Origin of the sequence: Micromonospora lacuserhaii, from assembly GCF_036902735.1 — a bacterium.
Taxonomy (GTDB): Bacteria; Actinomycetota; Actinomycetes; order Mycobacteriales; family Micromonosporaceae; genus Micromonospora.
The window spans coordinates 74,895-87,938 of record NZ_JBAKHO010000007.1 but is presented as its reverse complement, the minus strand read 5'-3'; the positions used below and the strand labels follow the sequence as shown (position 1 = coordinate 87,938).

The window sequence follows — 13,044 nt, the reverse complement described above, 5'->3', positions numbered from 1 at the left end:
CCCGGCGCCGGCCCGGTCAGCGGAGCCGGTAGACGGCCATCCGGGAGTTGGCGTAGCGCAGGTCGGCCAGCGCGGCCAGCTCCGGTGCCTCCGGCGCCTCCTGCCGGTCGACGACCAGCCAGCGCACCCCGTACCGGTCGCGCAGCTCGGCCAGGCCGTCGGCGGTCGGGGCGGTGAACGCGGTGTCGTTGGCGCGCAGCCGCGCCGGGTCCCAGAACGGGGCGTACGGGCCGCCGGGCAGGCCGACCATCCGGGGCGCGAACGCCCACCCCTCCACCAGCACCGACCGCTGGCTGTACCCGCTGAGCCAGAACGAGCGGGCGTCGCACCAGCCGCTGACGACCGCGCGGCAGTGCACGTTGGTGGCGACCACGTCGTCCGGGGCGCTGTGCGCGTACACCCAGCGGGCGGCCTGCACCCGGGAGGCCGGCATCCGCTCCACCGGGTACGCCCCGCCGTTCGGGTACTGCCGGGCCGCCGCCGCGTCCAGCACCAACCCGGGGGCGCCGGCGACCAGCACCGCGGTGAGCAGCACCGCGCCGCCCCGGCCGGACAGCCCCGGCCGGCGGCCGACCAGTCCGGGCCAGAGCAGCGCCACCAGCAGGACCAGCACCAGCAGCGCCGCGGCCCAGCAGAGCAGCGGCAACACCGGGGCGTACGGCCGGCCGGGCGGCACGGTGGTCGGAAAGCGCAACTGGTACCCGGTCAGCAGCAGCGCGAAGGCGGCGGCGCCCGCGCCGAGCAGCGCCCCGGCGCGGCGGGTCAGCGCCGCCCGGTCGAGCAGCTCGACGTACCCCCACGCGGACAGCAGCACCCCGAAGGCGAACCCGGACCGGGTGAAGTACTGGTTGCTGCTGCCGGGGTGCCCGACCAGCAGGTAGATCGCCGGGCCGGCGACCGCCCCGCCGAGCAGGAACACCTGCACCGGCTCCAGCCGCCATCGGCGCAGCCGGAGCAGCGCCAGCACGCCGGCGAGCCGGAGCTCAAGGTTGAGCAGGAAGGCGACGGCCACCCCGGTCCAGAGCAGCGCGCCCACCCCGGCCGAGTGCCCCTCGCCCACGTACGGGCGCAGCCCGGACAGCGGGTCCACGGTCACCCCGTGACTCTCGAACGCGAACAGCACGGCGGTGGCGAAGACCTGCGTCGTCACGGCCAGCCCCGCGGCGACGAGCACCGCCCGGGGCAACCGCCGCCGGGCCAGCAGGGTGACCGCGGCGGTGAGGGCCAACGCGGCCAGCACCACCGGCACCGAGCTGGCCTTGGCCCCGGTGGCGGCGGCGAGCAGGACCGCCGCGAGCACCCAGGCGCCCCGGCCGACCGGCGGCACCGTCGTGCCCCGGGCCCGCCCCACGATCTCCGCGAGCACGGCGATCAGCGGCAAGAGCAGCACCCAGCTGTACGTCATCGAGGGGCTGCCCCAGACGATGAAGGTGGCCTGGGTGCCGAAGAGCTGCCGGACGCCGTTCTCGTAGCCGAATTCGCCCACGGTGAACATCAGCGCGGCGGCGACCACCCCGGCGTACGGCCGGCCGGTGACCCGCCAGCCCACCACGGCGACCAGCACCGCGGCGAGCGCGCAGAGCGCCGGCACCCCGAGCCGGAAGAAGACCGTGGGCAGGTCCACGCCGCTGACCAGGCTGGCCGCGGCCAGGTGGGCGAAGCCGAACCAGTGGTAGTGCAGCGGCTCACCGGCGACCTGCGGCACGTCCAGCGGCGCCTGGTGGGTGGCCGCGCCGGCCAGCGAGAGCTGGAACGCCAGGTCGAGGTACTGGGCCTGCCCCTCGTCGGTGGGCAGCACCGGGTTGACCCGCAGGAACGAGTGGTACAGGTAGAGGGTGAAGCCGGCCACCACCGCGGCGAGCGACCAGGCCCAGCCGGCGGGCACCGGGACCAGGTCGCGGGGGCGCCAGTGCCGACGCAGCCGGGGCACCGCGGCGAACGGCACCAGCACGGCCAGCGGCCAGAGCCGCAGCCGGTCCGGCGCCCCGACGGCGGTGAACACCGCCCAGCCGGCCAGCTCCAGCACCAGCCCGACGGCGGCGCCCATCGCCAGGTCCTCGACCAGGGTGTGCGGGTGCCGGCGCAGCGCCCGCCAGACCAGCGTGCCGGGCAGCACCACGGCCAGCCCGGCGTACGCCGTGTAGCGGAGCAGGTCGACCGGGGAGGTACCGGCCGCGAGCAGCACGACCGCGATCACCGCGTACCCGGCGAGCGCCGGAGCGAGCCGGAGCGCGGCCGGGCGGCGCGGGACGGCGGTCGACGGGGTGGCGTCCCCGGTGGCGAGCGCGGTCACCGTGGGCCGCCGGCCGGCGTGGGTCCCGTCACGGCGCTCGTCTCTCCCGTCGTCGGCTGGCGGACGGTCGCACGCTATCAGCCGGGCCGGGCCGCGCTCCCCGGTTCGGAACGGCCCCGGTCAGCCGGCGCAGCTGGTGGCGGGCAGGCCGGGCACCGGCACCGGCGAGCGGCCCGTGGGGCGGGCCTTACCGGCGAGCACCCGGGCGAGCGCGTCCATCGCGGTACGGGTGGAGGTGTAGGTGGCCAGCAGGGTCGGCGAGGTCGCCTTCTCCAGCACGTACGGGGTGTCCATGGCGACGGTCACCGCCGCGCCGGCCTTCAGGTCGCCGCTGTCGTCGCCGTACCCGACCAGGTGGACGCTGGTGCCGCCGCTCGGGACCACCGGCACGCCGGCGGCGGTCAGGGCCTCGGTCAGCGCGGCCCGGGTCCGGTCCCGGCCGGCCGACGAGGTGACGGTCACCGGGCCGCGTACCGGTGCGGCGCAGGCGCCGCGCAGCTGGGTCACCGCGGCCGCGGCGAGGTCGGCGGCCGCCGCCCGGTGGGCGGGGCTGTTCAGGGTGGACATGGCCGGGGCGGGCCGGTCGGCGAGCCGGAACTTCATGGTCAGCACCCGGGTGGCCGCCTCGACCAGCCGGGCCCGGGGCAGCGAGCCGTCGCGCAGGCCGGCGAGCAGCCCGTCGTACGCCTGGCCGACGTTCGGGGTCATCAGGATCAGGTCGTTGCCGGCGAGCAGGGCCCGGACGGCCGCCTCGCCGGGCGCCCAGCGCTTGGCCGGCGGCATGTTCATCCCGTCGGTGACCACCACGCCGGTGAAGCCGAGCTGGCCACGGAGCACGTCGGTGAGGAGCTTGTGCGAGAAGGTAGCCGGGGTGCCCGGGTCGACCGACCGGACGTCGAGGTGGGCGGACATCACCGCCATCGCCCCGGCGTCGATCCCGGCGCGGAACGGCGGGAAGGCGGTGGCGTCGAGTTCGGCCCGGGACTGGCCGACCACCGGCACCTCCTGGTGGGAGTCGGCGGCGCTGAGCCCGTGGCCGGGGAAGTGCTTGACGCTGGCCGCGACACCGCTGCTCTGCAGCCCCTTCACCGCGCCGGCGACCTGCGGGGAGACCCGTCGCGGGTCGGCGCCGAACGAGCGGGAGCCGATCACCTTGCTGCGGGTGGCGAGCACGTCGGCGACCGGCGCGAAGTCCATGTTGATCCCCATCGCGGCCAGCTCGGCGCCGGCCGCCCGCCAGGCGGCCTCGGTCAGCGCCGGCTTGTCGGCGGCCCCGGCGGCGAGCGCGCTGGGCAGCGCGGTGACGCCGTCGGTGATCCGGGTGACCACCCCGTACTCCTGGTCGGTGCCGACCAGGAAGGGCGCCGGGCCGGCGGGGAGCTTCCCGGCGGCGGCGCGCAGCCCGGTGGTCAGCTCGCGGACCTGGGCCGGGTTGTCGACGTTGGTGGTGGCCTGGTTGCCGGAGGTGGGGTCGTCGGCGCTGAAGCCGACCAGGATCAACCCGCCGAGGCGGTACTTCGCGATCATCTCGGCGGGGGTGTCGACCCCGGCGAGGGCCTGGTTACCGGTGGCGGAACCGGGCGACACCTTGGTGGCGGAGCTGCCGTAGGCGTAGGGCATCAGCACCTGGCCGACCAGGTCCTCGTCGGCGAGGGTGCCGACCAGCGCGGCGGCCCGGGCGGCCGGGTCCGCGGGGTCGACGGGGATGGCCGTCGGTGTGCCGGTGGGGCTCGCGGCGGCGGTCGACGGGCTGGCCGTCGGGCGGGGTCGCGCTGTCTCCGCCGAGCACCCGGAGACGAGCAGCGCGGTCAGGGTGGCGAGGGCGACGCCGGCACGTCGCGGAGAGGTCGACACATGGCCCATCAAACCCGTTGCCGACTTATCGGGGCAACCCGACCGGACGGCGGGCGGTGCGGGGCGTGCCCGTCCGGACCGGGGTGTCCTGGTACACCGACCCGGGTCAGCCCACACGGGTGAGCAGCGTCACCGGGGCGCCGTCGCCGGCGTAACGGTACGGCTCCAGCTCGGCGTCCCAGGCCGTGCCGAGCGCCTTGTCCAGGGCGTGGGCCAGCGCCTCCGGGGCCCGGGCGGCGGCCATCAGGCTGCGCAGCCGGTCCTCGCCGAGCTGGATGTCCCCGGCCGCGCCGACGGTGGCCCGGAACAGGCCGCGGCCGGGGACGTACATGAAGCGCTCCCCGTCGGCGCCCGAGCTGGGCTCCTCGGTGACCTCGAAACGGATCATGGGCCACTGCCGGAGGGCAGCAGCCAGTTCGGCGCCCGTCCCCGGGCTACCGGTCCACCCGCACTCGGCCCGGCGGGCGCCGGGATCGACGGGCTGTGCCGTCCACTGCAGGTTGACCGGCGCGGCGAGGACGCGCGCGATCGCCCACTCGACGTGCGAGCACACGGCGAGCGGGGTCGAGTGGACGTATACGACGCCACGCGTTGGCACGGTGACCTCCCGGAGACCGAGGTGCGTCTTCCCCTACGACCTCGACCACCCGAGTGGTTCCTGCGACACATCATGACTGCTGTGACGGATGGTGCGCCAGGGAATCGGAAAATTCGCCGGCCGGAAATACCCGGACCGGTGACCTCGGTTGTGCTCTCCGACAGGCACGGTGGCCAGCCAGGCATCGTGGTCGTGTACAGTTCTCTGGGCGGTTCTGTGCCGCCGTACATCTTCGCGGGCTGAGGCTCATCCGGGCGTCATCCGCATACAGCCCCCGGACGATTCCCGTCCTCCCGTACGTCTTGCAAGGAGTACCTCCGTGGCGAGCAACACCTCTAAGACCGCGCGCGCGTCAGTCCGGGCCGGCCAGGCTGGCCAGGGTGGCGCCCTCAGCGTGCTGGGCGAGTTCAAGTACCTCATCCCGCTCAACGGCGGCAAGCACGCCTACGTGCGGAACCTGACCAACGGCAAGACCGCGCACCTGCGGACCGACTCGGACGCCTTCGTCGAGGAGATCCGGGTGCTGGCCGCCGCCGGCCACGCCGCCAAGATCCGCGCTGAGATCAACAACCTCGCCGCCACCCACCCGGGCGACGGCTGGGACAAGACCGAGAAGCGCCTCGTCGAGGCCGGCGTCTTCGAGGGCTGAGCCCTCCCCCAGAGCGACACCTGGAACCGCCCGTCGGGTCACCCCGGCGGGCGGTTTCCGCCTTTCCAGCGCCCCGCGGCCGTCAGTGGTCGAGCAGGGCGACATCGCCGGTGGCCAGGTCGTACAGGGCGCCGACCACGTCGACCCGCCCCTCGGCGACCGGCCCGGCGAGCAGCTCGTCGGCGCCGAGCGCGGCCACCGTCCGCAGCACGTGCCGGCGGACCGCCAGCGGGTGCGCCCGGGGGTCGTCGGCGCCCACCTCCGCCACCGCCGGGGCGATCTGGTCCACCAGGTAGCCCAGCGACCCGTCGGGGCGCCGCCCGGTACGCAGGGTGTCGACCGCCGAGGCGACCGCCCCGCAGCGCTCGTGCCCGAGCACCATCACCAGCGGCACCCCGAGCTGGTGCACCACGTACTCGATGGAGCCGCAGACCGCGCGGTCCAGCACGTGCGCGCCGGTGCGGATCACGCAGATCGACCCGAAGGTCTGGTCGAAGATCGCCTCCAGCGGAACCCGCGAGTCGATGCAGCCCAGCACCACCGCGTACGGCTGCTGGTCGCCCGAGGCGACGGCCGCCGCGGCGGTCACGTCGTGCCCGTGCACCGGGCGGCCACTGACGAAGCGCCGGTTGCCGGCGAGCAGCTCGGCCAGGGCGGACCGCGGGGTCCGGCCCGGTCCGGGGACCGGCGGTGGCGTGGACGGGCGCATGTCCCCCAGCCTCGTCACCGATCCGACGCCGCGGGGCGGGTTGCGAATCTTCTCACCACCACGGTTGGCGTGGTGTCATGACGGGTAGCCGGTGTGTCACCCACCGGGTCTACTCCGGTGGTGGGAACCGGGCGGCCCGGGGGAGGTGGCGAATGTCGGAGCAGCGGGAGGTACGGCTTCCGGACGACGTACGCCTGCACGTCGAGGTGACCGGCCCGGCGGACGCGGCGGTGACCGTGGTCATGCTGCACGGCTGGACCCTGGACGGGCGGGCCTGGCACCGGCAGCTGACCGACCTGCGGGAGCGCTTCGGCGACGCGGTCCGGGTGGTCACCTACGACGCCCGGGGCCACGGCCGGTCCAGCTGCATGACGCTGCGCACGGCGACCCTGGCCCAGCTCGGCGACGACCTGGCCGCGGTGCTGGACGAGGTGGCCCCGACCGGCCCGGTGCTGCTCGTCGGGCACTCGATGGGCGGGATGACCGTGATGGAGTACGCCCACCGCCACCCGGAGCACTTCGCCGCCCGGACCGCCGGCCTGGTCTTCGTCTCCACCACCGCCGAGGGGCACACGCACACCGTCTACGGCCTCTCCCCCCGCATCGCCCGGCTGATCCGGCTCGCCGAGACCACCGGCGCCGGGGTGCTGGCCCGGTGCGGTTCGTGGCGGCCACCCCGGGCGCTGCTGCGCGCCCTCCAGCCGAGCATCCGCTGGATGCTCTTCGGCGACCGTTGCGAGCCGTCGGACATCCGCCTGGTGACCTCGGCGGTGGCCCGGGCCTCGCTGCGCTCGATCGGCGGGTTCCGCGCCTCGATCGGCGACCAGCACCGGCTGGACACCCTCGCCGCGCTGGCGCACGTGCCGGCGGCGGCGCTGGTCGGCGACCGGGACCGGCTCACCCCGCCGCCGTGCGCACAGTCGATCGCGGCGGCGCTGCCGGTGACCGAGCTGACCGTCTGCCCGGGTGCCGGGCACATGCTGATGATGGAACGACCGGACGAGGTGAACGCCGCCCTGGCCGGGGTGCTGCGCCGGGTGCTGACCGGCGCTCCGGAAGCGACCCCGGCGGGCTGAGCCGGCACCGTGGTCGCGCGCCCGCTCCAGCGGCCTCGACGGGTGCCCGTACGCTGCCCGTACCCTCATTCTCCGTCCGGCGCGTCCGCGCCCGGCCGCCGCCGCCGCTCAGGAGCCCGTACGTTGACCGACCAGACCACCCTGGAACAGGAGATGGCCGCCGAGCAGCGGCACCTCGACCGGGTGTACGCCCGCCTCGCCGAACTCCGTCTCGCGGCGGCCCGCGCGGAGCGGGACGGCTACCGGCTCGCCCGGGTCGGCAACTTCGGGGCGCTGGTCGAGCGGGACGCGATGGTCTTCCACGCCGCGCAGCGCCGGCACATGCTGGACGCCGAGCACGAGGGGCTGGTCTTCGGCCGGTTGGACCTGCGCGACCGGCAGGTGCTGCACGTCGGGCGGCTCGGGGTGCGCGGCGAGGACGCCGAGACGCTGGTGGTCGACTGGCGCGCGCCGGCCGCCGCCGCCTTCTACCAGGCCACCCCGGCGGAGCCGCTGGGCGTGGTGCGGCGGCGCACCATCAGCTCGGCCAACGAAAAGGTCACCCGGATCGAGGACGACCTGCTCGACCCGGAGTCGGCGCCGCCGGACCTGGCGGTGGTCGGTGACGGGGCGCTGCTGGCCACCCTCTCGAGGGCGACCGGGCGCGGGATGCGGGACATCGTCGCCACCATCCAGCGCGAGCAGGACGAGGCGATCCGCTCCCCCGGTTCCGGGGTCACGATCGTCTCCGGCGGCCCGGGCACCGGCAAGACGGCGGTAGCCCTGCACCGGGCGGCGTACCTGCTCTACTCCGACCGCAGCCGGTACGCCGGCGGCGGCATCCTGGTGGTCGGCCCCTCCTCGGTCTTCGTCGAGTACATCGCCTCGGTGCTCCCGTCGCTGGGCGAGGAGACCGCCACCCTGCACTCGCTCGGCTCACTCTTCCCCGGCATGTCGGCGACCCGGACCGACCCGCCGGAGGTGGCGGCGGTGAAGGGTTCGCTGCGGATTCGCCGGGTGCTGGAACGGGCGGTGCGGGACGCCGTACCGGGTGGCCCGGACGAGCTGCGCCTGCTCTACCGGGGCACGCTGCTGCGGCTGGAGCGCCGTGAGCTGGACGGGATCCGGGACCGGGTGCTCTCCCGGGGGGCGCGGCGCAACGAGGTGCGTCGGGCCGGCTTCGACGCGGTACTCGGCGCGCTGTACGCCCAGGCCCGGCGGCTGATCGTCGCCCGCCTGCCGGAGCAGCCGGCCTTCGAGGACGAGATCATCGACCGGCCGGAGTTCCGGGAGTTCCTCAAGGCGTGGTGGCCCCGGCTGCACCCCCGGCACGTGCTGGGCTGGCTGGCCCGCCCGGAGCGGCTGCGCGGGTACGCCGGGGGCGTCCTGTCCCGGGCGGAGATCACCCTGCTCGGCGAGGCGTACCGGACGTTGGACAGCGAGGGGCTCACGGTGGCCGACATCGCCCTGCTGGACGAGCTGGACGCGATGCTGGGCAAGCCGGTGCGGCCGACGAAGCAGAAGCGCGACCCGTTCCAGCTGGCGGGCGGGGTACGGGAGCTGAGCACCTTCGGCGACCGGCAGCGTGCCGCCCGGGCGGCGGCCCGGGAACGTCCGGAGGACTACCGCGACTACGCGCACGTGGTGGTGGACGAGTCGCAGGACGTCTCGCCGATGCAGTGGCGGATGGTCGGCCGGCGGGGCCGGCTGGCGTCCTGGACGGTGGTCGGCGACCCGGCGCAGACCGCGTGGTCGGGCGACCCGGCGGAGCTGGACCGGTCCCGCGACCAGGCACTCGGCCGCCGCCGGCGGCACCGGTTCGTGCTCACCACCAACTACCGCAACTCCGCGGAGATCTTCGCGGTGGCGGCGGCGGAGATCCGGCGGCTGCACCCCGACCTGGCGCTGCCGACGGCGGTCCGCTCCACCGGGGTCGACCCGGTCGCGCTGACCGTCCCGGCGGCGGAGCTGCCAGCCGCGACGGTGGAGGCGGTGGAGACGCTGCTCGCCGAGGTCGAGGGGACGGTCGGGGTGATCACCCCGGTGCCGCGCCGGGACGAGGTGGCCGGCTGGCTGGCCGGTGGTACGGGCGGCGGCCGGCTCCAGGTGGTGACGAGCCTCCAGGCCAAGGGCATGGAGTACGACGGCGTGGTGCTGGTCTGCCCCAGCGAGATCCGCGCGGAGCCCTCGGGCGTGCGCACCCTCTACGTGGCCCTCTCCCGCGCCACCCAACGCCTGACCACCCTCGACCCCACCCCCTGACCCACCCCCACCCCACCCCAAGACCCATGCCCGGTCTGGGGTCAGGGTGGGTTGGATATATAGCGATGTGAGCATAGGTTGGGTCGGGTGCGCGGCGGGGACGGAAGGTGTGGGCGTGGGCGGAGGGCATGACCACAGCGGGGCGGTCACCAACGCCGCGCAGCGGCACCGGGGGCGACTCTGGGCGGCCTTCGGGCTGCTCGCCGCGCTCATGGTGGTCGAGGCGGTCACCGCCTTCGGCACCGGTTCGCTGGCCCTGCTCTCCGACGCCGGGCACATGTTCACCGACGTGCTCGGCATCGGGATGGCCCTCGCCGCCATCACCGCCACCCGGCTCGCCGACCGCGACCCGCAGCGCACCTTCGGGCTCTACCGGCTGGAGGTGCTCGCCGCGCTGGCCAACGCCGTGCTGCTCAGCGGGGTCGCGGTCTACGTCCTGATCGAGGCGGTACGCCGGTTCGGCAACCCGCCCGAGGTGGTCACCGGCCCGATGCTCGCGGTGGCGCTGCTCGGCCTGCTCGCCAACCTCGCCGCGTTCGCCCTGCTCCGCCCGGGCGCCAAGGAGAGCCTCAACCTGCGCGGGGCGTACCTGGAGGTGGTCGGGGACCTGCTCGGCTCGCTCGGCGTGATCGGCGCGGCGCTGCTCATCGCCGGCACCGGCTGGTGGTGGGCCGACCCGGCGGTGGCCGTGGCGATCGGCGTGTTCATCCTCCCCCGCACCTGGCGGCTCGGCCGGGCGGCGGTGCGCATCCTGGTCCAGGCCGCGCCGGAGCACCTCCAGGTGACCGCGGTGCACGATCGGCTGACCGCCGTCCCCGGCGTGGCCGAGGTACACGACCTGCACGTCTGGACGCTCACCTCCGGCATGGACGTGGCCTCCGCCCACCTGACCACCATCCCGGGCGCCGAGGTCGGGACGGTGCTCGCCGCCGCCCGCAGCGCCCTGCACGAGGACTTCCACATCGAGCACGCCACCCTGCAGATCGAGCCGGGCGCGTCGCCCGGCAGTTGCGGGCCGTCGCACTGGTAGTTAGCGGCTCCTTAAGATTTCCACCCGTTTTATTCTCTTGTCCCCGCTTCAACAGGTTTCCCTCGCGTACCGTGAGTCACGAAATGGGCGGATGTCACACCCGTACCGGTAGGCTCGGTCCCGGCCTCCGCCCGGCGGCGCCCATCGGCGCCGGCGGTGGCCGTCGCCTAATCGCCCTCGAGGCGAGCCGGGGAACCATGTTCGTGGGGTGCAGCCGCGTCAGCGGTAGGGATCTTCCGTCCCGAACCCGTCAGCTAACCCGGTCGGCGGCTGACGGAAGGACATGTGCATGCACGTACGACGCACCACCGCGCGGCTGCTGGCCGCGGTCGCCGCGACGCTCGCCCTGGGCGTGTCGTCCGCGCCGGTCGCCACGCCGGCCATGGCCGCACCCGGCACCGCCCAGCTCGCCGCCCCCGGCGACGACGACGAGGGCGGCAGCCCCGAGCTGCGGGCCCAGCTCGACGCGGCCAGCAAGGGCTGGCTCGACGCCCGGGCCGCGCTGGACCGCTCCACCAAGCGGCAGCAGGCGCTCACCGCCCAGCTCAAGACCGTCGAGGCGGAGCTGGGCGTGCGCAACGGCAAGGTCAGCGAGATCGCCGGCGTGGCGTACCGGACGGGCCGCCTCGGGCCGGTCACGGCGCTGCTCAGCAGCTCCTCCCCGGAGGGCTTCCTGGACCGGGCCGCGGCGCTGGAGACGGTCGCCGCCAACGAGGACCGGGAACTGCGCAACCTCATCCGGACCCGGGACGAGGCCACCCGGACGCGCGCCGCGATCGACCGCGAGGTCATCGAGGAGCGCCGACAGGTCACCGTGATGGCCAAGCGCAAGCAGCAGGCCGAGCGGGCGCTCGAGGTCGCCGCCGCCCAGAAGCCCGACCCGCCCGCCGCCGCCGACAGTGGCGGGTCCACCTCGGGTACGTCCACCGCGAACGCCAAGCCGGCGACCCGCAACCCCGACGGCTCCTGGCCGCCGGAGTCGTGCAGCATCGACGACCCGACGCCCGCCGACGGCTGCATCACCCCGCGGATGCTCAACGCGCTCCAGCAGGCCCAGGCCGCCGGCTTCAAGAGGTACGTCTCCTGCTACCGGCCCAGTGGCTCCGGCGAGCACCCCAAGGGGCGGGCCTGTGACTTCGCCGCCCAGGTCAGCGGCTTCGGCGGGGACGCCACCGGCGGGGACAGGACGTACGGCAACAACCTGGCCGCGTACTTCATCCGCAACGCCGACCGGCTCGGTGTGCTCTACGTGATCTGGTACCGGCAGATCTGGCTGCCCAGCAGCGGCTGGAAGTCGTACAGCGGGGCGGGCGGGGACCCGTCCAGCGACCACACCAACCACGTGCACCTGTCGGTGTACTGACCCGGGTACGCCGGTGGCCCGCCCCGGGCCACCGGCGTACGTCCCCGGCCGTACGCCGGATGTCGTCGCCCGGCCCACGACGGGCCGCTCCCGGCCGACGAGCATCGGGGACATGGTCAGACTCTCCCCCGACGCCCGCAAGACCCTGCTCACCCTGCACCTGGTGACCTCGCTGGGCTGGCTCGGCGCCGACCTGGTGCTGCTGACCCTCGGCGTCGCCGGGCTGCGTGGGGCCGACCCGGAGGTGGTCTACCCGGCGGCCGCGCTGCTCGTCACCTGGCTCTTCGCGCCGCTGAGCGTGCTGGTCTGGCTGGTCGGCGTGGCCAGCGCGCTGCTCACCCCGTGGGGGCTGCTCCGGCACCGATGGGTGCTGGTCAAGCTCGCGGTGACCACGGTGATGCTGGGCCTGGTGCTGTTCCAGCTCACGCCGCGCATCCAGGCCGCCGCCGCTCCGGACGCCACCGCGCACCTGCGGGCCGACGTGGTGATCGCCCCGAGCGTCTCCACCGTCCTACTGGTCGCGCTGACCGTGATCTCCACCTGGAAGCCGTGGGGACGCACCCGCCGCGGCGTCACGGCCCGCCGTCGGCCTCCCGGCCCAGGACCGCGCCGAGCCGGCTGGCCAGTCCCAGGTGGGCGGCCCGGGCCTGGCGGAAGGCGTACCCGAACAGCGGCGCGGGCGCCGCCAGGGTGATCTCCACGTCGATCCGCAGCACGCCGGCCTCGTCCCGGAGCCGGGTGTGGTTGCGCACGGTCGTGCCGGGCTGTTGGCGGGCCACCGTGACGATCTCGTCGTCGGTGACCACCAGGACGTCGGCCTGGTAGGTGACCGGGAAGCGCAGCGGCCCCACCTCCAGCCGGTCGGTGATCGCGTAGCTGGCCCGGGCGCCGGGGCGGGGCGGCAACCGGCGGACCCGGACGATCAGCGGGTGCAGCTCCTCCTGCCGGGCCGGGTCGCTCAGCAGCGCCACCGCATCCGCCCGCGAGCAGCGCGCCTGCACCGTGTAGCTGAACGACTCCCGCCGGACCACTGCGCCTCCACCACCCTCGTCGGTGGCCCGATCGTGCCGTAACCGGAGCGACCTGGCAACGCGTGCGCGCCGGCGGGGTGTGGACGGGTGCGCCCTGGCGGCGTGATTCGTTCCCGTCATCAAGTTCGTAGTGTCCGACGGGCCCGTCCCGGGTCGGGCTCCGCAGGCGCGAGGCCGGTGGGCGGGCGTCCCTCTGGACG

The 13,044-nt window shown here is 75.0% G+C and carries 10 protein-coding genes and 1 riboswitch; of the genes, 5 read left to right on the top strand and 5 right to left on the bottom strand.

From position 1 onward, the window contains the following. Positions 1–16 precede the first annotated feature (16 nt). From V6U81_RS07160 to V6U81_RS07150, 3 genes are all read right to left on the bottom strand, one after another. Positions 17–2,293 (bottom strand): hypothetical protein, encoded by a 2,277-nt coding sequence (locus V6U81_RS07160; protein WP_334485719.1) that lies wholly within the window; start codon positions 2,291–2,293, stop codon positions 17–19. A 120-nt stretch (positions 2,294–2,413) separates the two neighbouring features. Then, on the bottom strand, positions 2,414–4,156 hold the full coding sequence (locus V6U81_RS07155; protein WP_334485717.1) for a glycoside hydrolase family 3 protein: 1,743 nt from the start codon (positions 4,154–4,156) through the stop codon (positions 2,414–2,416). Positions 4,157–4,253: 97 nt separating this feature from the next. Continuing rightward, positions 4,254–4,745, bottom strand: a complete 492-nt coding sequence (locus V6U81_RS07150; RefSeq protein WP_334485715.1) for a DUF3145 domain-containing protein — start codon at positions 4,743–4,745, stop codon at positions 4,254–4,256. A gap of 319 nt (positions 4,746–5,064) precedes the next feature. Between V6U81_RS07150 and V6U81_RS07145 the strand changes: the two genes are divergently transcribed. Next, positions 5,065–5,394 carry a hypothetical protein gene (locus V6U81_RS07145; protein WP_088960914.1) on the top strand — a complete coding sequence of 110 codons (330 nt, stop codon included), beginning with the start codon at positions 5,065–5,067 and terminating at the stop codon, positions 5,392–5,394. Between the two features lie 82 nt (positions 5,395–5,476). Here V6U81_RS07145 and V6U81_RS07140 read toward each other — a convergent pair whose 3' ends face one another. Next, positions 5,477–6,103, bottom strand: a complete 627-nt coding sequence (locus tag V6U81_RS07140) for a carbonic anhydrase (RefSeq protein ID WP_334485713.1) — start codon at positions 6,101–6,103, stop codon at positions 5,477–5,479. Between the two features lie 152 nt (positions 6,104–6,255). On the opposite strand from V6U81_RS07140, the gene V6U81_RS07135 reads away from it, so the two are divergent. From V6U81_RS07135 to V6U81_RS07120, 4 genes are all read left to right on the top strand, one after another. Further along, positions 6,256–7,179 carry an alpha/beta fold hydrolase gene (locus V6U81_RS07135; protein WP_334485711.1) on the top strand — a complete coding sequence of 308 codons (924 nt, stop codon included), beginning with the start codon at positions 6,256–6,258 and terminating at the stop codon, positions 7,177–7,179. Positions 7,180–7,302: 123 nt separating this feature from the next. Beyond that, complete coding sequence (locus V6U81_RS07130; protein ID WP_334485709.1) at positions 7,303–9,420, top strand: HelD family protein; 2,118 nt, start codon at positions 7,303–7,305, stop codon at positions 9,418–9,420. Positions 9,421–9,535: 115 nt separating this feature from the next. Then, entirely contained in the window at positions 9,536–10,450 is a 915-nt protein-coding gene (locus tag V6U81_RS07125) for a cation diffusion facilitator family transporter (protein ID WP_334485707.1), read from the top strand. A 154-nt stretch (positions 10,451–10,604) separates the two neighbouring features. Beyond that, positions 10,605–10,735: riboswitch (cyclic di-AMP (ydaO/yuaA leader) on the top strand. A 4-nt stretch (positions 10,736–10,739) separates the two neighbouring features. After that, a complete protein-coding gene (locus tag V6U81_RS07120) occupies positions 10,740–11,813 on the top strand; it encodes a coiled-coil domain-containing protein (protein ID WP_334485705.1) in 1,074 nt (357 codons plus the stop codon). A 572-nt stretch (positions 11,814–12,385) separates the two neighbouring features. Here the strand turns inward: V6U81_RS07120 and V6U81_RS07115 are convergent. Continuing rightward, the gene (locus tag V6U81_RS07115) at positions 12,386–12,844 is read right to left on the bottom strand and encodes an SRPBCC family protein (protein ID WP_334485703.1); all 459 of its coding nucleotides are present in this window, start codon (positions 12,842–12,844) and stop codon (positions 12,386–12,388) included. Between the last annotated feature and the right edge of the window lie 200 nt (positions 12,845–13,044).